Here is a 24,159-nt window from a genome sequence, read left to right as displayed (position 1 = left end):
TCGACCATCACGCAGCTCAAGGAGAGTCATCGAGCGATGGCCGGTCCAGCGTTCCGCGCCGCCGCCGTCCGGGTGCGCACCCCCGCCACCAGCGCCAACCTCGGTCCGGGCTTCGATGCCCTGGGCCTCGCGCTGGGGCTCTACGACGACGTCGTCGTCCGGGTGGCCGACTCCGGGCTGCACATCGACATCGCGGGTGAGGGCAGCGAAACGCTGCCGCGTGACGAGAGCCACCTCCTCGTACGCTCCCTGCGCACCGCCTTCGACCTGCTGGGCGGACAGCCCCGCGGCCTGGAGATCGTGTGCGCCAACCGCATCCCGCACGGTCGCGGCCTGGGCTCCTCCTCCGCCGCCATCTGCGCCGGCATCGTCGCCGCGCGTGCCGTGACCATAGGCGGCGAGGCCAGGCTCGACGACGCCGCGCTCCTCGAACTGGCCACCGAGATCGAGGGCCACCCCGACAACGTCGCGGCCTGTCTGCTGGGCGGCTTCACGCTCTCCTGGATGGAGTCCGGCGCAGCCCGCGCGATCAGGATGGAGCCCGCCGATTCCATCGTTCCGGTGGTTTTCGTGCCCGGGAAGCCGGTCCTCACGGAGACCGCGCGCGGACTGCTCCCGCGCACCGTGCCGCACGTCGACGCCGCCGCCAACGCGGGCCGTGCCGCGCTGCTCGTCGAGGCCCTCACCAGGCGCCCCGAGCTGCTGCTGCCCGCCACCGAGGACCGTCTGCACCAGGAGTACCGCGCCCCCGCCATGCCGGAGAGCGCCGCGCTGGTGGAGCGGTTGCGCGGCGACGGGATCCCGGCCGTGATCTCCGGTGCCGGACCCACCGTCATGGCGCTGGTCGATGCCGCCAGCGCCGACAAGGTAGAAGCCCTGGCCGGCTCGGACTGGGCCGCCAACCGGCTGAACCTCGACGTCCAGGGGGCGAGCGTGCTGCCGCTTGCGCCCTGACACTCGGTTGCCGGATTTGGAGAGGGGGAATGTTTGTTGGATCCGGTAGTGTTAATCTCAAGTCTGCACCCGACCCCACCATGGCGAGGTGCTTCGTGTCCCCGTCCGGGACAGACATTCTTCCGGGAGTCTCCCAAGCCACTCAGCGTTCCGTATGTCGTACCTGGGCAGTACGTCGTACGCGGGCACTGAGCGGGCCGCTGGGCACGCTCCGGAATTGGTGCTACCACGCCACGTGACACCGGGTGCCACGGCTGAGGAAGCGCCGTCACCAGAAATTCTCTCCGCCGCTTTGGCGGACCACCGCCCCGGCCCGGTCCACACAGCAAGGACCGCAGCCGGACAGCACAACCGGTCGCCGAGCCAGACAGGCCGACGTCCGCTCCAGGGAAGGACCCTTCGTGAGCGACACCACCGATCTGATGGGCGCACGTGTCGAGGAGACCGCTGCCGCGCCCGCCACGGACGCCTCCGCGCCTGCCACCGGTGCCGGCTCCCGGCGGCGCCGCGGTACCGGCCTCGAGGGCATGGTGCTGGCCGAACTTCAGCAGGTCGCATCCGGCCTCGGCATCAGGGGCACGGCGCGTATGCGCAAGAGCCAGCTGATCGAGGTCATCAAGGAGGCGCAGGCCGGCGGCGGAGCCGCCCCCAAGGCCGAGGCTGCCACCGAGACCAAGCCGAAGCGCCGGGCCACCTCCAAGGCCCGTACGGGCGACGAGGCCGCCGAGAAGAAGGCGGAGCAGCCCGTCGAGGCCCCCGCCGAGAAGGCCGTGGCCCAGCAGCAGATCGAGATTCCCGGCCAGCCCGCCAGCGACGACGCGCCGGCCGAGCGCCGCCGTCGCCGGGCCACCGCCGAGGCAGGCAGCCCCACCGCGAGCGGCGCGGAGACCGTCGTCGCCGAGGCGAAGACCGAGCCGAAGGCCGAGACGCCTGCCGCGCAGCCGCAGACGCAGCCGCAGGGCGACGCCGACGGTGAGGGGCGCGGCCGCCGTGACCGCCGTGAGCGCGGCCGGGACCGTGACCGACGTAACAAGGGCGACGAGCAGCAGGGCGGCGGCCAGGGCGGCCGTCAGGACCGTCAGGACCGGGATCGCCAGGACCGGGACCGCCAGCAGCAGCCGCAGCAGCAGGGCGGCGGCCGTCAGGACCGCAGCGCCGGCCCGCAGGACGACGACGACTTCGACGGTGGCCGCCGTGGCCGTCGCGGCCGCTACCGGGACCGTCGTGGCCGTCGTGGCCGTGACGAGATGGGTGCCGAGCCGCAGCTGGCCGACGACGACGTCCTGATCCCCGTCGCGGGCATCCTGGACATCCTCGACAACTACGCGTTCATCCGGACCTCCGGCTACCTGCCGGGCCCGAACGACGTGTACGTCTCCCTCGCCCAGGTCCGCAAGAACGGCCTGCGCAAGGGCGACCACGTCACCGGTGCGGTCCGTCAGCCGAAGGAGGGTGAGCGCCGCGAGAAGTTCAACGCGCTGGTCCGCCTCGACTCCGTCAACGGCATGGCGCCCGAACACGGCCGTGGCCGCCCGGAGTTCAACAAGCTGACCCCGCTCTACCCGCAGGACCGGCTCCGCCTGGAGACCGACCCCGGCGTGCTCACCACCCGCATCATCGACCTCGTGTCGCCGATCGGTAAGGGCCAGCGCGGTCTGATCGTGGCCCCGCCGAAGACCGGCAAGACCATGATCATGCAGGCGATCGCCAACGCGATCACCCACAACAACCCCGAGTGCCACCTGATGGTCGTCCTCGTCGACGAGCGTCCGGAAGAGGTCACCGACATGCAGCGGTCGGTCAAGGGCGAGGTCATCTCCTCGACCTTCGACCGTCCGGCCGAGGACCACACCACGGTCGCCGAGCTGGCCATCGAGCGCGCAAAGCGTCTCGTCGAGCTGGGTCACGACGTGGTCGTGCTGCTCGACTCGATCACGCGTCTGGGCCGTGCGTACAACCTGGCGGCGCCGGCCTCCGGCCGCATCCTGTCCGGTGGTGTCGACTCGACCGCCCTGTACCCGCCGAAGCGCTTCTTCGGTGCGGCCCGCAACATCGAGGACGGCGGCTCGCTGACCATCCTCGCCACCGCCCTGGTGGACACCGGGTCCCGCATGGACGAGGTGATCTTCGAGGAGTTCAAGGGCACCGGCAACGCGGAGCTCAAGCTCGACCGCAAGCTCGCCGACAAGCGCATCTTCCCCGCGGTGGACGTCGACGCGTCCGGCACCCGTAAGGAAGAGATCCTGCTCGCCCCCGACGAGCTCGCCATCGTCTGGAAGCTGCGCCGGGTGCTGCACGCCCTCGACCAGCAGCAGGCGGTGGAGCTGCTCCTCGACAAGATGAAGCAGACGAAGTCGAACGCCGAGTTCCTGATGCAGATTCAGAAGACGACGCCGACGCCGGGTAACGGCGACTGACCGTTCGGCCGCTGCCCTTGGGTAAGGACGGTCCCCCGCGATCGCGGGGGACCGTCCTTTTCCGTTTCTCTCCTCGGTGTACGATCTCGCCCTTCGGTCAATTGACCGAATCTCGAAATCCTGATCCCGAGGGGGGACTTAGGTGGGTACACCCACGTCCGGGAGCGGTCGGCACAGACGTCGGATACGGTTCGCGCTGCCCGTCGCAGCGGCCGGAATCGCCGCGGCCGTCACCGCCGCACTGATCTCGACCTCCGCCAGCGCGGCCACCCAGCCGACGCCCACGGTCAAGCCGTCCGTCAGCGCGCCGTCGCAGGCCACGCTGAAGCAGCGCGTCGCCGACGCGGTCGCCGTCGTCGACAGCAAGGCCACCACGACGAAGGCGTCGAGCATCGGCTCCGCGGTCTCGCCGAAGATCATCGGTGGCGGTACGACCACCATCTCCTCGGCGCCCTGGATGGCCCAGCTCTGGTACGACGACACAAAGGGCACCACCAGCACCAGCGATGACATCGGCTTCTTCTGCGGCGGCTCGGTCGTCTCGCCGACGAAGATCCTCACCGCCGCGCACTGCGTCAAGGACGAGAACGGCAAGGCCTACAACTGGGCGGCCTATGGCACAGTCATCACCGGCACCGCGAGCCTCCCCGACAGCACCGGTGTGCACGGCGGCAGCCTTACCGGCGTACTGCGGCAGTGGAACAACCCGTCGTACAGCCCGTCGGCCATCAACAACGACATCGCCGTGCTCACCCTGGCCGCCCCGGTCAAGGCCACGCCGATCAAGCGACGACCAACACCGACACGGCCTCCTACAAGGCCGGCACCAGCGCCAAGCTGTACGGCTGGGGCCGCACCAGTTCCACCTCGGACGACATCTCCGAGACGCTGAAGACGGCCACGCTGCCCGTCCAGTCCGACACCACCTGCACGAACGCCTACGGCAGCCTGTTCGTCAAGGGCCACATGGTCTGCGCCGGCAAGCCCGCCACCGGCTCCGACACCGGCACCACCTCCGCCTGCAACGGCGACTCAGGCGGCCCGCTGGTCGTGGGTGGCCGGATCGTCGGCGTCGTCTCCTGGGGCGTCGAGGACTGCGTGGAGAAGGGCGCCTACAGCGTCTTCTCGAAGGTCAGCACCTACGTCGGTGCCGCCTACGCGCAGATCGCCGACACCAACCTGAGCCTGTTCAACAGGCTCAACGACGGCAAGGCCGACCTGTTCGCCCGCAAGTCGTCGACCCACGTCGGCTACGAGCTGGACTCGAAGGGCACCTCGCTCGCCTCCCGTGCCTCCTGGGGCGACTGGTCCGGCGTCAATGTCATCCTGCAGGCCGACCTCAACCGCGACGGCTTCCAGGACCTCGTCTACCGGGTGGCGTCCACCGGTGACGTCTACTGGGACCACTTCGTGCTGAACAGCGCCCAGACCAGCGGCTCCTGGGCCACGAAGAAGATCTTCACCAACTGGAAGACCCGCAGGGCCACGGTCATCCCCGGGGACCTCACCGGCGACTACCTGCCCGACGTGCTCTCCGAGGACTCCGGCGGCACGCTGTGGCTGTACCCGGGCAAGGGCGACGGCACCTTCGCCGCCCGCGTGAAGGTCGGCACCGGCTGGAGCCAGTACAACCAGCTGCGCGGCGTCGGCGACTTCAACGGCGACGGCAAGGCCGACCTGCTGGCCCGCAGGAGCAGCGGCGGCGACCTCTACCTCTACAAGGGCACCGGCAAGTCCGGCACCGGCCTCTTCTCGGCCCGGGTGAAGGTCCGCTCCGCCTGGACCGGCTTCAACACCCTCGCCGCGGTCGGCGACATGACCGGTGACGGCAAGGCCGACCTGGTGGCTCGTACGACCGGCGGCACGCTGTACCTCTACCCGGGCACCGGCAAGGCGACCAGTGAGATCTTCGGCACAAGGAAGTCGCTCGGTACCGGTTTCCAGCAGTACGACATCTTCGGCTGAAACGCCTGGTGAGCGGGGTTCGGCCCCACTTGCCCGGTGACACGGTGTGCCCATCGCCCTACGCGGTGGGCACACTGCGTTGTGCAACCCTTTCCCGAGTTTCGCCGTCTGACCAGGTGGAGCGACGATGGTCCGGTACGTGCCGATGATCCTGGTACGCCGGGCCTGACCCTGAAAGCAGGGGGTAATCGAGCAGCCGTACGAGAACCGAGGAGCCCATGTCCGCCGAGAGCACGCCGGAGCCCGGTATACCCGAGGCCGGTCCGCAGGTCCCGGGTCGCCGGGGCAAGGGCCGCCGCCGCAAGGCCCCCCGCAGGGGCCACAGGGCGCTCCTCGTCACGGCCTGGACGGCCGCCGGCATCCTCGTCCTCGGTGGCACCGGCCTCGGCTACGTGTACTTCAAGCTCAACGGCAACCTCAGGACCGTCGACATCAACCAGGCGCTCGGCAGCAACCGGCCCACCAAGGTCGACAACGGCTCCGAGAACATCCTGGTCCTCGGCTCGGACACGCGTTCCGGTGCCAACAAGAAGCTCGGCGGCGGCGCGGACGACGGCAGCGCCCGCTCCGACACGGCGATGATCGTCCACGTGTACAAGGGCCACAAGAGGGCCAGCGTGGTCTCCATCCCCCGGGACACCCTGATCAACCGCCCCTCCTGCACGGACGCGAACGGTGTCGCGCACGACGCGGCGACCGACGTGATGTTCAACTCCGCGTACTCCACGGGAGGCGCGGCCTGCGCGGTCAAGACGGTCGAGTCCATCACGGGTGTCCGTATGGACCACTATCTGGAGGTCGACTTCTCCGGCTTCCAGAAGCTCATCGACGAGCTCGGCGGGGTCAAGGTCACCACGACCAAGAACATCGACGACCCGCAGAGCCACCTCGACCTCAAGGCCGGCACCCACACGCTCGACGGTGAGCAGGCGCTCGGCCTGGTCCGCACCCGGCACGGCGTCGGCGACGGCTCCGACCTGGGCCGTATCCAGCTCCAGCAGGCGTTCGTCAAGGCCCTGATCGACCAGGTCGAGCAGGTGGGCGTCTTCACCAGCCCCAAGAAGCTGTACGACCTGGCCGACACCGCGACGAAGACGGTCACCACCGACTCCGACCTGGGCTCGGTGAACTCCCTGGTCGACTTCGCGAACGGCCTGAAGTCCATCGGCTCCAAGAACATGCACATGGTCACGATGCCGGTCGAGTACGACCCGTCGAACCCGAACCGCGTGATCGTGGCCGAGGCCAAGGCCAAGCAGGTCTGGACGGCACTGAAGAACGACAGGCCGATCCCTGCGAGCGCCACGAAGGGGACGGCGACGGGGAAGGCCAAGGGGGTCGTGACGTCGTCCTGAGGGTGCCGACGAGTCGCGGCCGTATCGATTTGCGGCTCCGCCGCGTGGGCGCGACGAGCTCCCACGCACCCGCGGGGAATAGATCACCGGAGCCCCCGGTTTGGGCAGATGCGGCCAGCCCTGGCAGACTGGTACGTCGGCCCCGGTTCACGCCCCGCAGCCCGCGGTAGCGACCCGGTGCCCTCCCGAAATCTAGGAGACACCTTGAAGCGCGACATCCACCCCGAGTACGTCGAGACGCAGGTCAGCTGCACCTGTGGCGCGTCGTTCACCACCCGTAGCACCATCTCGTCCGGCACCATCCGGGCCGAGGTCTGCTCCGAGTGCCACCCGTTCTACACGGGCAAGCAGAAGATCCTCGACACCGGTGGCCGTGTGGCCCGCTTCGAGGCCCGCTTCGGCAAGGCTGCCGCCGGCTCCAAGAAGTAGCGAGCCCCATTTCGCCGGTCCATGGCCGTGTCCCTACGGGGGCACGCCCGGGACCGGCGTTTTTGGTCGCCCGCCTTCCCTTCCGTACGCAGTATCAGGAGCCCAAAATGTTCGAGGCCGTCGAGGAACTCGTCGTCGAGCACGCCGACCTGGAGAAGAAGCTCGCCGACCCGTCGGTCCACGCCGACCAGGCCAACGCGCGCAAGCTGAACAAGCGCTACGCCGAACTCACCCCGATCGTCGCCACGTACCGCTCCTGGAAGCAGACCGGCGACGACATCGAGACCGCGCGTGAACTGGCCGCCGACGACCCCGACTTCGCTGCCGAGGTCAAGGTGCTGGACAAGCAGCGCGAGGAGCTGACCGAGAAGCTGCGGCTGCTGCTCGTGCCCCGGGACCCGTCCGACGACAAGGACGTGATCCTGGAGATCAAGGCGGGTGCGGGCGGCGACGAGTCGGCGCTGTTCGCCGGCGACCTGCTGCGGATGTATCTGCGGTACGCCGAGCGCGTCGGCTGGAAGACCGAGATCATCGACTCCACCGAGTCCGAGCTGGGCGGCTACAAGGACGTCCAGGTCGCCGTGAAGACCAAGGGCGGCAACGGCGCGACCGAGCCCGGGCAGGGCGTCTGGGCGCGGATGAAGTACGAGGGTGGCGTGCACCGTGTGCAGCGCGTGCCCGCGACCGAGTCGCAGGGGCGGATCCACACGAGCGCGGCCGGCGTCCTCGTGACCCCCGAGGCCGAGGAGGTCGACGTCGAGATCAATCCGAACGACCTCCGGATCGACGTCTACCGGTCCTCAGGACCGGGCGGACAGTCCGTCAACACCACCGACTCCGCCGTGCGCATCACGCACCTGCCCACCGGAGTCGTCGCCTCCTGCCAGAACGAGAAGAGCCAACTGCAGAACAAGGAGCAGGCCTTGCGTATCCTGCGCTCCAGGCTGCTCGCCGCGGCACAGGAGGAGGCGGAGAAGGAAGCCGCCGACGCCCGCCGCAGCCAGGTCCGCACCGTCGACCGCTCCGAGAAGATCCGCACGTACAACTTCCCGGAGAATCGCATCTCGGACCACCGGGTCGGCTTCAAGGCGTACAACTTGGACCAGGTCCTGGACGGCGAGCTCGACGCGGTGATCCAGGCCTGCGTCGACGCGGACTCGGCCGCCAAGCTCGCGGCCGCGTAGGGGTGTCTCGTGGGTCCGGGCGGAGGAGAGATGCAGAACCTGATTAGCTGAGCTGCGCGTGCCAGGGCCCGCGACCCCGGCCGGACCCATGGACACCCGCTACGGCATGGACGACTGAGTACGACACGGAGGACCAGCGTGAACCTGCTGCTCGCCGAGGTGGCCCAGGCCACCCAGCGGCTGGCCGACGCCGGCGTGCCCTCGCCACGCAACGACGCGGAGGAGCTCGCCGCGTTCGTGCACGGCGTGAAGCGGGGCGCGCTGCACTCCGTCAAGGACTCCGACTTCGACGCCCGCTACTGGGAGGTCATCGCCCGGCGGGAGCAGCGCGAGCCGCTCCAGCACATCACCGGGCGGGCCTACTTCCGCTACCTCGAACTCCAGGTGGGGCCGGGCGTCTTCGTACCGCGCCCGGAGACCGAGTCCGTCGTCGGCTGGGCCATAGACGCCGTGCGCGCCATGGACGTGGTCGAGCCGTGCATCGTCGATCTGTGCACCGGCTCCGGCGCCATCGCGCTCGCCCTCGCCCAGGAGGTCCCGCGCTCGCGCGTGCACGCCGTGGAGCTGTCCGAGGAGGCGCTCCAGTGGACCCGTAAGAACGTGGCGGGCTCCCGGGTCGACCTGCGCCAGGGAGACGCCCTGGACGCCTTCCACGACCTCGACGGCCATGTCGACCTGGTCATCTCCAACCCGCCGTACATCCCGCTCACCGAGTGGGAGTACGTCGCCCCCGAGGCGCGCGACTACGACCCGGAACTGGCCCTGTTCTCCGGCGAGGACGGTCTCGACCTCATCCGGGGCATCGAACGCACCGCGCACCGGCTGCTGCGCCCCGGCGGTGTCGTCGTCATCGAGCACGCCGACACCCAGGGTGGCCAGGTGCCGTGGATCTTCACCGAGGAGCGGGGCTGGGCCGACGCGGCCGACCACCCGGACCTCAACAAGCGCCCCCGCTTCGCGACAGCCCGCAAGGCGCTGCCGTGAGCACCCCCCAGACCCTTTCCCGGAGGCCCGGGAAGCCCGGGAAGCCCGACGAGGCCGGGAAGTCCCGGAAGTACGTGTACTTCGTGTACGAGGAGGCCCGCTAGACATGGCACGGCGATACGACACCAACGACGCGACCGACCGCGTGACGGGTCTGCGTGAGGCCGCGTCCGCCGTCCGCCGGGGCGAACTGGTGGTGCTGCCCACGGACACGGTGTACGGCATCGGCGCCGACGCGTTCACCGCTGAGGCGGTCTCCGACCTGCTCGACGCCAAGGGCCGGGGCCGCAACATGCCCACCCCTGTGCTGATCGGGTCCCCGAACACGCTCCACGGTCTGGTCACCGACTTCTCCGAGCTGGCCTGGGAGCTGGTCGACGCGTTCTGGCCGGGCGCCCTCACCCTGGTCGCCAAGCACCAGCCGTCCCTGCAGTGGGACCTCGGTGACACCCGGGGCACGGTCGCCGTGCGCATGCCATTGCACCCGGTCGCCATCGAGCTGCTCACCGAGGTCGGCCCGATGGCCGTCTCCTCCGCCAACCTCACCGGCCACCCGTCCCCGGAGACCTGTGCCGCCGCGCAGGAGATGCTCGGCGACTCCGTCTCCGTGTACCTCGACGGCGGTCCGACCCCGGGGAACGTGCCCTCGTCGATCGTCGACGTCAGCCGGGAGGTGCCGGTGCTGCTGCGCGCGGGCGCGATCTCGGCCGAAGAGCTGCGCAAGGTCGTACCCGACCTCGAGGTGGCGAATTGACAGCCCCTGACGCGGGGCGTGGCATAGGCAACGGGGAGCGCGCGGCGGAGATCACGACCACGTTCGTGGGGCTCCCGCGCGACAGCTTCCGCATCCTCCACGTCAGCACCGGAAACGTGTGCCGCTCGCCGATCACCGAGCGGCTGACCCGCCATCTCGTGACGGACCGGCTCGGCACCTTTCTCGGCGGCGGGCTGATCGTGGAGAGCGCGGGCACCTGGGGCCACGAGGGCGCGCCCATGGAGGCCAACGCGGAGGCCGTCCTCGCCGACTACGGCGCGGACGCCACCGGGTTCGTCGGGCGTGAGCTGCTCGACGAGCACGTCATCCGCGCCGACCTGGTCCTGACCGCGACCCGTGACCACCGCGCCCAGGTCATCTCCATGGGCCACTCGGCGGGCCTGCGCACCTTCACGCTGAAGGAGTTCACCCGCCTGGTCCGCGCGATCGACCCGGCGACGCTGCCGCCGCTCACGGACGGCGTGGTCACCCGCGCCCGCGCGCTGGTCCGTGCGGCGGCCGCGCTGCGCGGATGGCTGCTGGCCCCCACGGCGGAGGCGGACGAGGTCTACGACCCGTACGGCGCCCCGCTGCCGTTCTTCCGCTCCGTCGGCGACGAGATACACGAGGCACTGGACCCGGTGGTCACGGCGCTGACGGGCGTGCCGGCGCGGATGTAGCCCGAGGCGCCGTACACATCGCGCGTCCCCTCTGCCCCCGGCCTACATTGGATTTACGTCACCGTCGATCGCCCGGAGCCCGTCATGTCGGTCAGCCCTACCCTCGTCGAGGCCGACCCGTTGCGGCGGCAGGATCCGGAGCTGGCGGAGATCCTGCTGGGGGAGCTGGCGCGGCAGTCGACGTCGTTGCAGCTGATCGCCGCCGAGAACTTCACCTCCCCGGCCGTGCTGGCCGCCCTCGGCTCGCCGCTCGCCAACAAGTACGCCGAGGGGTATCCGGGCGCCCGGCACCACGGCGGCTGCGAGATCGTGGACGTCGCCGAGCGGCTCGCCGTCGACCGCGCCAAGGCCCTGTTCGGCGCCGCGCACGCGAATGTGCAGTGCCATTCCGGGTCGTCCGCGGTACTGGCCGCCTATGCCGCCCTGCTGCGCCCCGGTGACACCGTGCTCGCCCTCGGCCTGCCCTACGGCGGTCACCTCACGCACGGCTCGCCGGCCAACTTCTCCGGCCGCTGGTTCGACTTCGTCGGGTACGGCGTCGACGCGGAGAGCGGGCTGATCGACCACGACCAGGTGCGGGCGCTGGCCCGCGGCCGTCGGCCCAAGGCGATCGTGTGCGGGTCCATCGCGTATCCCCGGCACATCGACTACTCCTTCTTCCGCGAGGTCGCCGACGAGGTGGGCGCGTATCTGATCGCCGACGCCGCCCACCCCATCGGGCTGGTCGCCGGGGGAGCGGCGCCGAACCCGGTGCCGTACGCCGACGTCGTGTGCGCGACCACGCACAAGGTGCTGCGCGGACCGCGCGGCGGGATGCTTCTGTGCGGTTCGCCCGAGCTGGCCGAGCGTCTCGACCGGGCCGTGTTCCCTTTCACACAGGGCGGCGCACAGATGCACACCATCGCCGCCAAGGCGGTCGCGTTCGGAGAGGCGGCAACTCCGGCGTTCACCGCGTACGCCCATCAGGTGGTCGCCAATGCGAGGGTTCTCGCGGCCGGCCTGGCCGAGCAGGGGCTGGTGGTCACGACGGGTGGCACGGACACCCATCTGATCACCGCCGACCCCGCCCCGCTCGGCGTCGACGGGCGCACCGCCCGGGGCCGGCTCGTCGCCGCCGGGATCGTCCTGGACAGCTGCGCCCTGCCGCACGGTGATGCGCGCGGCCTGCGTCTGGGCACCGCCGCCGTGACCACACAGGGCATGGGCGAGGCGGAGATGACCCGGATCGCGGCTTTGCTGGCGGGCGTGCTGCGCGGTACGGCGGACGCGGGGAGGGTGCGTGACGAGGTGCGCGAGCTCACCGGTAGATTTCCGCCGTACCCCGGTTGAGACGGGGTAGGCGCAGCGTCGTACCGCCGTTGTAAACCCGGCTCACAGCCGCGCGTGCAACCATCGTCGCTACCCGGAAGTCCCCATACATATGCGACCGTCGCTAGGGTGTGGGGCTGTGATGGCCAGCGAGACCTGTGGGGAAGCCTGTGCGTGAATACCTGCTGACGCTCTGCATCACGGCCGCGGTGACGTATCTGCTGACAGGGCCGGTGCGGAAGTTCGCGATCGTGGCCGGGGCCATGCCGGAGATCCGGGCCCGTGACGTGCACCGGGAGCCCACTCCGCGGCTCGGCGGGATCGCGATGTTCTTCGGGCTGTGCGCGGGTCTGCTGGTCGCCGACCACCTGACCAACCTCAACGAGGTCTTCGAGAAGTCGAACGAGCCGCGGGCGCTGCTCTCCGGTGCCGCACTGATCTGGCTGATCGGTGTGCTCGACGACAAGTTCGAGATCGACGCCCTGATCAAGCTGGGCGGTCAGATGATCGCCGCGGGCGTCATGGTCATGCAGGGTCTGACGATCCTGTGGCTGCCCATCCCGGGCGTCGGCACGGTGGCCCTGACCCCGTGGCAGGGCACCCTGCTGACGGTGGCGCTCGTGGTCATCACCATCAACGCGGTCAACTTCGTCGACGGCCTGGACGGCCTGGCCTCCGGCATGGTGTGCATCGCGGCCGCGGCGTTCTTCATGTACGCCTACCGGATCTGGTACTCGTACGGCATCGAGGCCGCCGCCCCGGCCACGCTGTTCTCGGCGATCCTCATGGGCATGTGCCTCGGCTTCCTGCCGCACAACATCCACCCGGCGCGGATCTTCATGGGCGACTCCGGCTCGATGCTGATCGGCCTGGTGCTGGCCGCCGGTGCGATCTCGATCACGGGCCAGCTGGACCCGGACGTGATGAACCTGTTCGCCGGCTCCGAGCGCAACACCGTGCACCAGATGGTCCCGGTCTACATCCCGCTGCTGCTGCCGCTGACCATCATCGCGGTGCCGGCCGCGGACCTGGTGCTGGCGATCGTGCGGCGCACCTGGCGCGGCCAGTCGCCGTTCGCCGCCGACCGGGGACATCTTCACCACCGGCTCCTGGAGATCGGCCACTCGCACAGCCGGGCCGTGCTGATCATGTACTTCTGGTCGGCGCTGATCGCCTTCGGGGCGCTGGCCTACTCGGTGAACTCCGCGTCCATGTGGATCGTGCTCGGGGTGGTATTCCTCAGCGCGATCGGCCTGGGGCTGCTTCTGCTGCCGCGGTTCACCCCGCGGGTGCCGGCGTGGGCCCAGGGGTTCGTGCCGCCGCGCTACCGGCGCCGTGAGCCCGTCCCGGAGGCCGCCGAGCCGACCGCCGCAACTGCCCAGGCGGCCACCCCCGTTGTGCCGGAGAAGGCCGGGGAACCGTGCGACGGGCACCGCCCCGCGGTGACCGCCGGCGTGGCCCGGGTCAACGGCGCGACGGCAATCGGCCCCCGTTCGCGCATCCTCGACCGGCACACTTCCGAGACCTCGCACTGACCCTTGCAAGGTAAGAATCTGACTAGAGCATTGCCAAGTCGTGGGGTAGCAAAGACCCCTAATACCAGACAGAACGGCTCGGTTTTCGCTCAGACGGGCCGGTTCACTCTCATGTGTGACAGCGAGCACACCTAGCAGGTAAAGACCTCATCAAATAGTTTGTGATACGGTTCACGAGAACCCCGGACAGAGCCGAAGGACCCAAGTGCGATGGTCCATTGGCGTGAGGTCTTCGACCCTCCGACCGGGACTACGCTCGTCCATGACGACACCCTGCCCCCTGCGAAAGCGGAGTTGCCGCCATGCCGTCCAATGACGCCCGGATCCTGGCCCAGGCCGCCGTACCCACGGCCGCCGTCGGCGTGCTCGCCGCTGTAGTCAGTGGGGTGGTCGCGGGCGGCAAGGGGGCGATCGGGGCGGTTGTCGCGACGATGGTGGTGATCCTCTTCATGGGGATCGGCCTCTATGTTCTGCAGCGCACTGCCAAATCGCTTCCGCATCTGTTCCAGGCCATGGGGCTCATGCTCTACACCGCGCAGTTGCTGTTGCTGTTCGTCTTCGTCGCGGCCTTCAAGGACACGACGCTGTTCAACCCCCGGGCGTTCGCCATCGCGCTCGTGGCGTGCACCCTGACGTGGATCGCCGCCCAGGCGCGCGCCCAGATGAAGGCCAAGATCCTCTACGTCGAGCCCGAGAAGACCGGGCAGCCGTCGTGAGAGGTAGGCCCGGGATAAAGGCGCACGAGAGATGCTGCTATCGTCCGGTGCCAACTGCGGCATCGCGGGCGCGGGCATCTGAGCTGACGCCTGCTCATTCGCGAGGCGAGATGCCCCCCAGCCGCCCCCACATCCGTAACACCAGTCCCGTGCCGAACCGCGGCCGCGCGCCGCGCCGACACAACGAGGTTGCCGTACCTATGCGCCACGCTGAAGGAGCCCGCGGTGAGTGCTGACCCGACGCAGGTGCTCGCCTTCGAGACCGACTGCCACATCTTCGACGGCTGTGGCTTCCCGGCTCCCGGCCTGCACTCGTTCCTGTTCAAGCCCCTGTGGGGTGACGCCAACAGCAACCTGTACTTCAACAAGACGATGCTGCTGGCGCTGCTCGGCACGGTCATCATCGTCGGCTTCTTCTGGGCCGCCTTCCGCAGGCCGAAGGTCGTCCCCGGCAAGCTTCAGATGGTCGCCGAGGCCGGCTACGACTTCATCCGGCGCGGCGTCGTCTACGAGACGATCGGCAAGAAGGAAGGCGAGAAGTACGTACCGCTCGTCGTCTCGCTCTTCTTCTTCGTCTGGATGATGAACCTCTGGTCGGTCATCCCGGTCGCCCAGTTCCCGGTGACGGCGATCATCTCGTACCCGCTCGTTCTGGCCCTCATCGTCTACGTGCTCTGGGTCTCGCTGACCTTCAAGCGCCACGGCTTCGTCGGCTTCTTCAAGAACGTCACCGGCTACGACAAGTCGCTCGGCGCGGTGCTGCCCCTCGCGATGGTCATCGAGTTCTTCTCGAACCTGCTCGTGCGGCCCTTCACCCACGCCGTGCGACTCTTCGCGAACATGTTCGCCGGTCACACCCTGCTGCTGCTCTTCACGATCGCCAGCTGGTACCTGCTGAACGGCATCGGAATCGCCTACGCCGGTGTCTCGTTCATCATGACCCTCGTGATGACGGTCTTCGAGCTCTTCATCCAGGCACTGCAGGCCTACGTCTTCGTTCTCCTGACGTGCACCTACATTCAGGGCGCCCTCGCCGAGAACCACTGAGCGTCGCCCCACCCACCCCCTGATCGTCCGGTGGCCAACCCCCACCGGTCCGTAAAGAAGAAGGAAGAATCGGCATGTCCGCTCTGCAGACCCTTGCTGCCGCCGGCGTCCACGGCTCCCTCGGCTCCATCGGCTACGGCCTCGCGGCCATCGGTCCCGGCGTCGGCGTCGGCATCATCTTCGGTAACGGCACCCAGGCCCTGGCCCGTCAGCCCGAGGCCGCCGGTCTGATCCGCGCCAACCAGATCCTCGGCTTCGCCTTCTGTGAGGCGCTCGCCCTGATCGGCCTGGTCATGCCGTTCGTCTACGGCACCTGATCCCCCGATCAGCGATAGCCCCCTAGACGAAAGGCACTGACATGAGCCAGCTGCTCATCACGGCGGCCGAGAGCGGGGAAAACCCCCTCATCCCGCCGATCCCCGAGCTCGTCATCGGCCTGCTCGCCTTCGTCATCGTCTTCGGCTTCCTCGCCAAGAAGCTCCTTCCGAACATCAACAAGGTTCTGGAGCAGCGCCGCGAGGCGATCGAGGGCGGTATCGAGAAGGCCGAGGCCGCGCAGACCGAGGCCCAGAGCGTCCTTGAGCAGTACAAGGCGCAGCTGGCCGAGGCCCGGCACGAGGCCGCGCGCCTGCGCCAGGAGGCTCAGGAGCAGGGCGCCGCGCTCATCGCCGAGATGCGTGCCGAGGGCCAGCGGCAGCGTGAGGAGATCATCGCCGCCGGTCACGCCCAGATCGAGGCCGACCGCAGGGCCGCCGCGCAGGCGCTGCGTCAGGACGTGGGCCACCTGGCCACCGACCTGGCCGGCAAGCTCGTCGGCGAGTCCCTGGAGGACCACGCCCGGCAGAGCCGCGTGATCGACCGCTTCCTCGACGAGCTTGAGGAGAAGGCCGAGGCGGCTCGATGACTGCGCACGGAGCGAGCCGCGAGGCACTGGCAGCCGCACGTGAGCGTCTCGACGCGCTGACGGACTCCACGTCCGTGGACGCGACGCGGCTCGCGGACGAGCTGGCGGCCGTCACCGCGCTGCTCGACCGCGAGGGAGCCCTGCGCCGGGTCCTCACCGACCCGGCGCAGTCCGGCGAGGCCAAGGCCGAGCTGGTCCGGCGCCTGATCGGCGGCCAGGTCGGCGAGGCCACCGCCGACGTGCTCTCCGGCATGGTCCGCTCCCGCTGGTCGCAGCCCCGCGACCTGGTGGACGCGCTGGAAGAGCTGGCGAACATCGCCGACCTGACGGCCGCGGAGAAGTCCGGCACGCTGGACGACGTCGAGGACGAGCTGTTCCGGTTCGGCCGGATCGTCTCCTCGAACACCGAGCTGCGCGCCGCGCTCACCGACCGCAAGGCGAGCGCCGCAGCCAAGACCGAGCTGCTGCACCGGCTGCTCGGCGGCCGTGCCAAGCCGGTCACCGAGCGTCTGGTCACGCGCCTTGTGACCGCGCCGCGGGGACGTAGCCTGGAAGCGGGCCTCGACGCCCTCTCCAAGCTCGCCGCGGAGCGCCGCAACCGCGTCGTCGCCGTCGTCACCTCGGCGGTTCCGCTGAGCGAGCCGCAGAAGCAGCGCCTGGGCGCCGCCCTCGCGAAGCTCTACGGCCGCAAGATGCACCTCAACCTCGACGTCGACCCCGCGGTCGTCGGCGGGATCCGGGTGCAGGTCGGTGACGAGGTCATCAACGGTTCGATCGCGGACCGGCTGGAGGACGCGGCCCGCCGCATGGCGAGCTAGCACCTCGGTAGTCGAGAACAAGCAGTACGTACTTACGACGGCCCGGGTTGGGCCGTACATGAAGAATCCTGGGGGTCGCCCCCAGACCCCCCAAGTGAAACTTCGGGCCCAACAAGGAGAGCAGGGAACCCAGATGGCGGAGCTCACGATCCGGCCGGAGGAGATCCGGGACGCGCTGGAGAACTTCGTCCAGTCGTACAAGCCGGACGCGGCCTCGCGCGAGGAGGTCGGTACGGTCACCCTTGCCGGCGACGGCATCGCGAAGGTCGAGGGCCTGCCCTCGGCCATGGCCAACGAACTGCTGAAGTTCGAGGACGGCACCCTCGGCCTCGCGCTCAACCTGGAAGAGCGCGAGATCGGCTGCGTCGTCCTCGGTGAGTTCAGCGGCATCGAGGAGGGGCAGCCGGTGCACCGCACCGGTGAGGTCCTCTCCGTCGCGGTCGGCGAGGGCTACCTCGGCCGCGTCGTCGACCCGCTCGGCAACCCGATCGACGGCCTCGGCGAGATCGAGACCGACGGCCGCCGCGCCCTCGAACTGCAGGCTCCCACGGTCATGCAGCGCAAGTCGGTGCACGAGCCGATGGAGACCGGCTACAAGGCCGTCGACGCCATGACCCCGGTCGGCCGCGGCCAGCGTCAGCTGATCATCGGCGACCGCCAGACCGGCAAGACCGCCCTGGCCGTCGACACCATCATCAACCAGCGCGACAACTGGCGCTCGGGCGACCCGAAGAAGCAGGTCCGCTGCATCTACGTCGCCATCGGCCAGAAGGGCTCGACCATCGCGTCGGTCCGCCGCTCGCTGGAGGAGAACGGCGCGCTGGAGTACACCACCATCGTCGCCGCCCCGGCGTCCGACCCGGCCGGCTTCAAGTACCTGGCGCCGTACACCGGTTCGGCCATCGGCCAGCACTGGATGTACGCCGGCAAGCACGTCCTGATCATCTTCGACGACCTGTCGAAGCAGGCCGACGCCTACCGCGCCGTGTCGCTGCTGCTGCGCCGCCCGCCGGGCCGTGAGGCCTACCCGGGTGACGTCTTCTACCTGCACTCCCGTCTCCTTGAGCGTTGCGCCAAGCTCTCCGACGACATGGGAGCGGGCTCGATGACCGGTCTGCCGATCGTCGAGACCAAGGCCAACGACGTCTCGGCGTTCATCCCGACCAACGTCATCTCCATCACCGACGGCCAGTGCTTCCTGGAGTCGGACCTGTTCAACGCCGGTCAGCGCCCCGCGCTGAACGTCGGTATCTCCGTCTCCCGAGTCGGTGGTTCCGCGCAGCACAAGGCGATGAAGCAGGTCTCCGGCCGTCTTCGCGTGGACCTCGCCCAGTTCCGTGAGCTGGAGGCGTTCGCCGCCTTCGGTTCCGACCTGGACGCCGCGTCGAAGTCGCAGCTGGAGCGCGGACAGCGCATGGTCGAGCTGCTCAAGCAGGACCAGTACCAGCCGATGTCCACCGAGGACCAGGTCGTCTCGGTCTGGGCCGGCACCACCGGCAAGATGGACGACGTTCCGGTCGCCGACATCCGCCGCTTCGAGCGCGAGCTCCTCGACTACCTGCACCGCAAGGAGTCGGGCCTGCTCGCCTCCATCCGCGAGGGCGGCAAGATGTCCGACGACACCCTGACGGCCATCGCGGACGCCATCGCCGAGTTCAAGAAGCAGTTCGAGACCTCGGACGGCAGGCTGCTCGGCGAGGACACTCCTGCCGCTGCCGCCAAGTGACGTAAGGAAGGGACCTGACTCATGGGAGCTCAGCTCCGGGTCTACAAGCGTCGCATCCGATCCGTCAGCGCGACCAAGAAGATCACCAAGGCGATGGAGATGATCGCCGCCTCGCGCGTCGTCAAGGCGCAGCGCAAGGTGGCGGCCTCCACGCCGTACGCGACCGAGCTCACCCGCGCGGTCACGGCGGTCGGTACGGGTTCGAACACCAAGCACCCGCTCACCACGGAGGCGGAGAACCCGGCCCGCGCCGCGGTTCTGCTCCTCACGAGCGACCGCGGTCTGGCCGGTGCCTTCAACTCCAACGCCATCAAGGCGGCGGAGCAGCTGACCGAGCGCCTGGAGCGCGAGGGCAAGGAGGTCGACACGTACATCGTCGGCCGCCGCGGTGTCGCCCACTACAACTTCCGTGAGCGCAAGATCTCGGAATCGTTCACGGGCTTCACCGACGAGCCGTCGTACGCGGACGCCAAGAAGGTCGCGGCGCCCCTGATCGAGGCCATCGAGACGCCGACCGAGGACGGCGGTGTGGATGAACTCCACATCGTCTACACCGAGTTCGTGTCGATGATGACCCAGACCGCACTCGACGCCCGGCTGCTGCCGCTGCGTCTCGAAGAGGTGGCCGAGGAGAAGCCCCAGGGCGAGATCCTCCCGCTGTACGACTTCGAGCCCTCGGCGGAGGACGTCCTCGACGCCCTGCTGCCGCGCTATGTGGAGAGCCGTATCTACAACGCGCTGCTCCAGTCGGCCGCTTCGAAGCACGCCGCCACGCGGCGCGCGATGAAGTCGGCCACCGACAACGCGGGAGATCTGATCAACACGCTCTCCCGGCTTGCCAACGCGGCCCGCCAGGCCGAAATCACCCAGGAAATCAGCGAGATCGTCGGTGGCGCCAGTGCCCTGGCCGACGCGACCGCGGGGAGTGACCGATAAATGACCACCACTGTTGAGACCGCGACGGCTACGGGCCGCGTCGCCCGGGTCATCGGCCCGGTCGTCGACGTGGAGTTCCCCGTCGACGCGATGCCGGAGATCTACAACGCCCTGCACGTCGAGGTGGCCGACCCGGCCAAGGACGGCGAGCGGAAGACGCTGACCCTGGAGGTCGCCCAGCACCTGGGTGACGGCCTGGTCCGCACCATCTCCATGCAGCCCACCGACGGTCTGGTCCGCCAGGCCCAGGTGACCGACACCGGCTCCGCCATCTCGGTCCCGGTCGGCGACTTCACCAAGGGTAAGGTGTTCAACACCCTCGGTGAGGTGCTCAACGTCGACGAGCAGTACGACGGCGAGCGCTGGCCGATCCACCGCAAGGCCCCGAACTTCGACGAGCTCGAGTCGAAGACCGAGATGTTCGAGACCGGCGTCAAGGTCATCGACCTGCTCACCCCGTACGTCAAGGGTGGCAAGATCGGTCTGTTCGGCGGTGCCGGCGTCGGCAAGACGGTGCTCATCCAGGAGATGATCTACCGTGTCGCCAACAACCACGACGGTGTCTCCGTGTTCGCCGGTGTCGGTGAGCGCACCCGTGAGGGCAACGACCTCATCGAGGAGATGACCGACTCGGGCGTCATCGACAAGACCGCCCTGGTCTTCGGTCAGATGGACGAGCCCCCGGGCACCCGTCTGCGCGTCGCGCTGGCCGGCCTCACCATGGCCGAGTACTTCCGTGACGTCCAGAAGCAGGACGTGCTGTTCTTCATCGACAACATCTTCCGCTTCACGCAGGCCGGTTCCGAGGTCTCCACCCTGCTCGGCCGCATGCCGTCCGCGGTGGGCTACCAGCCGAACCTGGCCGACGAGATGGGTCTCCTCCAGGAGCGCATCACCTCGACCCGCGGTCACTCGATCACCTCGATGCAGGCGATCTACGTCCCCGCGGACGACCTGACCGACCCGGCCCCGGCCACCACCTTCGCCCACCTCGACGCGACGACGGTGCTCTCCCGTCCGATCTCGGAGAAGGGCATCTACCCGGCCGTGGACCCGCTGGACTCCACGTCCCGGATCCTGGACCCGCGCTACATCGCCGCGGACCACTACAACGCGGCCATGCGCGTGAAGACGATCCTGCAGAAGTACAAGGACCTGCAGGACATCATCGCGATCCTCGGTATCGACGAGCTCGGCGAGGAGGACAAGCTCGTCGTCCACCGTGCCCGTCGCGTGGAGCGCTTCCTGTCCCAGAACACCCACGTCGCCAAGCAGTTCACCGGCGTGGACGGCTCGGACGTGCCGCTCGACGAGTCGATCGCCGCGTTCAACGCGATCTGCGACGGCGAGTACGACCACTTCCCCGAGCAGGCGTTCTTCATGTGCGGTGGTCTCGAGGACCTGAAGGCGAACGCCAAGGAGCTGGGCGTCTCCTGAACTCTTTGAGTTCGTGTGAGGGGGCGGGCGCGTCCCGCCCCCTCACTCACGCCCATTAGACTTGTATCCAACACCCGGTGGAATCACCGGGTGGTGACCCGAGGAGCCACCTTTGGCTGCTGAGCTGCATGTCGAGCTGGTCGCCGCCGACCGTCAGGTCTGGTCCGGCGAGGCCAACCTGGTCGTCGCGCGCACCACGTCCGGCGACATCGGCGTCATGCCCGGTCACCAGCCGCTGCTGGGTGTGCTGGAGTCGGGCCCGGTGACCATCCGTACGAGTGAAGGTGGGACGGTCGTCGCCGCGGTGCACGGCGGTTTCATCTCGTTCGCGGACGACAAACTGTCGCTGCTGGCCGAGATCGCCGAGCTCTCGGACGAGATCGACGTCCAGCGCACGGAGCGGGAGCTGGAGCGCGCGAAGGCGGAAGGCGACGCCACCGCCGAGCGACGCGCCGACGTCCGTCTGCGGGCGGCGACGGCGCGCTGACACACTGCGCGTATGCGTTGACGTAACTCAGCCGCGGCTGGGACCGGAGCCAATCCGGTCCCAGCCGCGGCTGAGGTAGATCTGGGTCTTTTTACGTTCCATTACCTAGGAGACGAGGAGGTCGGTGCCGATGGTCCTCGCTCTGACTGTGTGCGGAATCGTGGTCGCGCTCGTGGTGGTGGGACTCTTCCTGTTCGGACTGCGGCGCAGACTGATCCAGCGCTCCGGCGGCACCTTCGACTGTTCTCTGCGCTGGGACATCCCCGAGAAACCGGACAACAGCGGCAAGGGCTGGAGCTACGGCGTCGCCCGCTACAACGGCGACAGCGTCGAGTGGTACCGCGTCTTCTCCTACGCCTACCGCCCCCGCCGGGTCCTGTCCCGCCACCGGATCGAGGTGGCCGGCCGCCGTCTCCCCGAGGGCGAGGAGGAGCTGGCGCTGCTCTCCGACGCCGTGATCCTCGCCTGTACCCATCGGGGCACCCGCCTCGAACTCGCCATGAGCGACGACGCGCTGACCGGATTCCTCGCGTGGCTGGAAGCAGCCCCGCCCGGGCAGCGAGTGAATGTGGCGTAGCCACATTCACTCTCCCCCAGACGAATGAAGTCCGGAGGAGAGTGAACGTTGCTTGACGGTCTTACAGGTTCGAGTTGATGGCGCTCACCAGTTCGCCGTCGCTGGTGTCACCGCTGAACTCCCAGAAGAACGCACCGCCGAGACCCTGGGACTTGGCCCAGCTCATCTTCCCGGCGATCGTCGAGGGGGTGTCGTACGACCACCAGTTGTTGCCGCAGTAGGCGTACGCCGTGCCCGCGACGGTGCCGGTGGCCGGGCAGGACGTCTTGAGGACCTTGTAGTCCTCGATGCCCTGTTCGTAGGTGCCCGCCGCCGGGCCGGTCGCCGTGCCGCCCGGTGCGGACTGGGTGACGCCGGTCCAGCCGCGGCCGTAGAAGCCGATGCCGATCAGCAGCTTGCTCGCGGGGACGCCCTTCGCCTTGTACTTGGCGATCGCGTCGGCCGTGGTGAAGCCGGGCGTCGGGATGCCGGTGTACGTGGTGAGCGGGGAGTGCGGGGCGGTCGGGCCGTCCGCGTCGAAGGCGCCGAAGAAGTCGTACGTCATCACGTTGTACCAGTCGACGTACTGGGCCGCGCCCGCGTAGTCGGCGGCGTCGATCTTGCCGCCGGAGGTGCCGTCCGCGGTGGTGGCCGCGGTGACCAGGTTGTTCGGGCCGAACTTCGCGCGCAGCGCGGCCATGAGGTTCTTGTAGGCCGCGGCCCCGCTGGTGTCACAGCTCAGCCCGCAGGCGTTCGGGTACTCCCAGTCGATGTCGATGCCGTCGAAGACATCGGCCCAGCGCGGGTCCTCGACCAGGTTGTAGCAGGAGTCGGCGAACGCGGTCGGGTTGGCCGCCGCCTGCGCGAAGCCGCCGGACCAGGTCCAGCCGCCGAAGGACCAAAGGATCTTGATGTTCGGGTACTTGGCCTTCAGCTCGCGCAGCTGGTTGAAGTTGCCGGCCAGCGGCTGGTCCCAGGTGTCGGCGACGCCGCTGACCGACTGGTCGGCGGTGAACGTCTTCTGGTAGTCGGCGTAGGCGTCGCCGATGGCGCACTGGCCGTTGGTGACGTTGCCGAAGGCGTAGTTGATGTGCGTGATCTTGGCCGCGGAGCCGGACGTCACCAGGTTCTTGACCTGGTAGTTGCGGCCGTAGATGCCCCACTCGGTGAAGTAGCCGAGCTTGACCTTGGAGCCGGTGGGCGGGGGAGTGGTCGTACCGCCCGTGGTGTGGACGGCGACCGCCCCGCTGGCCGGGCCCGTCTGGTTCGCGGTGTCGCGGGCCTGGACGGTGTAGGAGTAGTCGGTGCCGCCGGTGAGACCCGTGTCGGAGTACGACGTGGTGCTCACCGTCGAGACGACCTTGCCGTCACGCAGCACGTCGTAGTTCTTGACGCCCTTGTCGTCGGTGGCGGCGGACCAGCTCAGCTTCACCGAGGTGTCGGTGATGGCGGAGGCGGTCGGGGTGCCGGGCGCGGAGGGGGCCGCGTCACCTGGGACGGTGGTGCCGCCGTCGCAACTGGCGCCGTTGAGCAGACAGTTGCTCGGGGAGCCGGAACCCGCGCCGTTGAAACCGAAGGAGACCGAGGCGCCGGGGGCGATGGAGCCGTTGTAGGACTTGTTCTTGGCGGTCCAGTGGGTGCCGGAGGAGGTGACGTCCGCGTCCCAGGCGGAGGTGACCGAGGTCCCGGAGGGGAAGTCCCACTCGACGGTCCAGGAACTGATCGACGTGGTACCGGTGTTCTTGACCGTCCACTGGCCGCCGAAGCCGGTACCCCAGTCCTGGGTCTTGGTGTAGGTGGCGGTGGCGGTCGTCGCGGCCTGGGCGGGACCCGCGAGGCCGACCAGACCGGCCAGCGGGAGCAACAGGGTCGCGAACCCTGCCGCGGCTCTGTGTCTGAAGCGCATCCTGCGCCTCCTATGGGGAGTTGGGGGGGCACGACTGAGCCTTCGCGCCCACAGTGCCGCG

The 24,159-nt window shown here is 69.0% G+C and carries 22 protein-coding genes and 1 pseudogene; 22 read left to right on the top strand and 1 reads right to left on the bottom strand.

Annotated elements, in window-relative coordinates:
• Window positions 1-36 precede the first annotated feature (36 nt).
• The 22 genes and pseudogenes from thrB (at window position 37) to ABTY98_RS32785 (ending at window position 22,213) form a co-directional block, all read left to right on the top strand.
• On the top strand, window positions 37-954 hold the full coding sequence (gene thrB / locus ABTY98_RS32890) for a homoserine kinase (protein WP_352224715.1): 918 nt from the start codon (window positions 37-39) through the stop codon (window positions 952-954).
• A gap of 401 nt (window positions 955-1,355) precedes the next feature.
• Window positions 1,356-3,371, top strand: coding sequence for a transcription termination factor Rho (rho, locus tag ABTY98_RS32885; protein ID WP_352224714.1), 2,016 nt, complete (start codon window positions 1,356-1,358; stop codon window positions 3,369-3,371).
• Window positions 3,372-3,828: 457 nt separating this feature from the next.
• Window positions 3,829-4,457: pseudogene (locus tag ABTY98_RS32880) on the top strand (S1 family peptidase); the annotation flags it as partial.
• 12 nt (window positions 4,458-4,469) lie between these two features.
• Window positions 4,470-5,336 (top strand): FG-GAP repeat domain-containing protein, encoded by an 867-nt coding sequence (locus tag ABTY98_RS32875; protein ID WP_352224724.1) that lies wholly within the window; start codon window positions 4,470-4,472, stop codon window positions 5,334-5,336.
• Between the two features lie 218 nt (window positions 5,337-5,554).
• Window positions 5,555-6,691: an LCP family protein gene (locus tag ABTY98_RS32870; RefSeq protein ID WP_352224713.1), complete on the top strand. Its 1,137-nt coding sequence runs from the start codon at window positions 5,555-5,557 to the stop codon at window positions 6,689-6,691.
• 204 nt (window positions 6,692-6,895) lie between these two features.
• Window positions 6,896-7,120, top strand: coding sequence for a 50S ribosomal protein L31 (rpmE, locus tag ABTY98_RS32865; protein WP_019753312.1), 225 nt, complete (start codon window positions 6,896-6,898; stop codon window positions 7,118-7,120).
• Between the two features lie 107 nt (window positions 7,121-7,227).
• Window positions 7,228-8,304: a peptide chain release factor 1 gene (prfA, locus tag ABTY98_RS32860; RefSeq protein WP_352224712.1), complete on the top strand. Its 1,077-nt coding sequence runs from the start codon at window positions 7,228-7,230 to the stop codon at window positions 8,302-8,304.
• A 138-nt stretch (window positions 8,305-8,442) separates the two neighbouring features.
• Entirely contained in the window at window positions 8,443-9,288 is an 846-nt protein-coding gene (gene prmC, locus ABTY98_RS32855; protein ID WP_352224711.1) for a peptide chain release factor N(5)-glutamine methyltransferase, read from the top strand.
• A 106-nt stretch (window positions 9,289-9,394) separates the two neighbouring features.
• On the top strand, window positions 9,395-10,042 hold the full coding sequence (locus ABTY98_RS32850; protein ID WP_352224710.1) for an L-threonylcarbamoyladenylate synthase: 648 nt from the start codon (window positions 9,395-9,397) through the stop codon (window positions 10,040-10,042).
• On the top strand, window positions 10,039-10,722 hold the full coding sequence (locus ABTY98_RS32845) for an arsenate reductase/protein-tyrosine-phosphatase family protein (RefSeq protein ID WP_352224709.1): 684 nt from the start codon (window positions 10,039-10,041) through the stop codon (window positions 10,720-10,722). The genes ABTY98_RS32850 and ABTY98_RS32845 overlap by 4 nt, the downstream gene beginning before the upstream one ends.
• 84 nt (window positions 10,723-10,806) lie before the next feature.
• A complete protein-coding gene (gene glyA / locus ABTY98_RS32840; protein WP_352224708.1) occupies window positions 10,807-12,051 on the top strand; it encodes a serine hydroxymethyltransferase in 1,245 nt (414 codons plus the stop codon).
• A gap of 149 nt (window positions 12,052-12,200) precedes the next feature.
• The gene (locus tag ABTY98_RS32835; protein ID WP_352224707.1) at window positions 12,201-13,565 is read left to right on the top strand and encodes an MraY family glycosyltransferase; all 1,365 of its coding nucleotides are present in this window, start codon (window positions 12,201-12,203) and stop codon (window positions 13,563-13,565) included.
• Window positions 13,566-13,867: 302 nt separating this feature from the next.
• Window positions 13,868-14,281, top strand: a complete 414-nt coding sequence (locus tag ABTY98_RS32830; protein WP_352224706.1) for a Cg1360 family ATP-synthase-associated protein — start codon at window positions 13,868-13,870, stop codon at window positions 14,279-14,281.
• Between the two features lie 225 nt (window positions 14,282-14,506).
• Window positions 14,507-15,328 carry a F0F1 ATP synthase subunit A gene (atpB, locus tag ABTY98_RS32825; protein ID WP_352224705.1) on the top strand — a complete coding sequence of 274 codons (822 nt, stop codon included), beginning with the start codon at window positions 14,507-14,509 and terminating at the stop codon, window positions 15,326-15,328.
• A gap of 74 nt (window positions 15,329-15,402) precedes the next feature.
• Window positions 15,403-15,645, top strand: a complete 243-nt coding sequence (locus tag ABTY98_RS32820; protein WP_352224704.1) for an ATP synthase subunit C-like protein — start codon at window positions 15,403-15,405, stop codon at window positions 15,643-15,645.
• Window positions 15,646-15,686: 41 nt separating this feature from the next.
• On the top strand, window positions 15,687-16,232 hold the full coding sequence (locus ABTY98_RS32815) for a F0F1 ATP synthase subunit B (protein ID WP_352224703.1): 546 nt from the start codon (window positions 15,687-15,689) through the stop codon (window positions 16,230-16,232).
• Window positions 16,229-17,050 (top strand): F0F1 ATP synthase subunit delta, encoded by an 822-nt coding sequence (locus ABTY98_RS32810; RefSeq protein ID WP_352224702.1) that lies wholly within the window; start codon window positions 16,229-16,231, stop codon window positions 17,048-17,050. Before ABTY98_RS32815 ends, ABTY98_RS32810 begins: the two co-directional genes overlap by 4 nt.
• Before the next feature lie 133 nt (window positions 17,051-17,183).
• Entirely contained in the window at window positions 17,184-18,776 is a 1,593-nt protein-coding gene (gene atpA / locus ABTY98_RS32805; protein WP_352224701.1) for a F0F1 ATP synthase subunit alpha, read from the top strand.
• A gap of 21 nt (window positions 18,777-18,797) precedes the next feature.
• On the top strand, window positions 18,798-19,712 hold the full coding sequence (locus ABTY98_RS32800; RefSeq protein WP_352224700.1) for a F0F1 ATP synthase subunit gamma: 915 nt from the start codon (window positions 18,798-18,800) through the stop codon (window positions 19,710-19,712).
• Complete coding sequence (atpD, locus tag ABTY98_RS32795; protein WP_352224699.1) at window positions 19,713-21,149, top strand: F0F1 ATP synthase subunit beta; 1,437 nt, start codon at window positions 19,713-19,715, stop codon at window positions 21,147-21,149.
• 112 nt (window positions 21,150-21,261) lie between these two features.
• Window positions 21,262-21,636: a F0F1 ATP synthase subunit epsilon gene (locus ABTY98_RS32790; RefSeq protein WP_352224698.1), complete on the top strand. Its 375-nt coding sequence runs from the start codon at window positions 21,262-21,264 to the stop codon at window positions 21,634-21,636.
• 130 nt (window positions 21,637-21,766) lie between these two features.
• Window positions 21,767-22,213 carry a DUF2550 domain-containing protein gene (locus ABTY98_RS32785; RefSeq protein WP_352224697.1) on the top strand — a complete coding sequence of 149 codons (447 nt, stop codon included), beginning with the start codon at window positions 21,767-21,769 and terminating at the stop codon, window positions 22,211-22,213.
• A gap of 61 nt (window positions 22,214-22,274) precedes the next feature.
• Here the strand turns inward: ABTY98_RS32785 and ABTY98_RS32780 are convergent, their stop codons facing one another.
• Window positions 22,275-24,098 (bottom strand): glycosyl hydrolase family 18 protein, encoded by a 1,824-nt coding sequence (locus tag ABTY98_RS32780; protein ID WP_352224696.1) that lies wholly within the window; start codon window positions 24,096-24,098, stop codon window positions 22,275-22,277.
• Window positions 24,099-24,159: the final 61 nt, after the last annotated feature.

The organism is Streptomyces sp. NPDC096040 (assembly GCF_040303265.1).
Taxonomy (GTDB): domain Bacteria; phylum Actinomycetota; class Actinomycetes; order Streptomycetales; family Streptomycetaceae; genus Streptomyces.
This window is presented reverse-complemented; position numbering and strand designations above follow the sequence as displayed.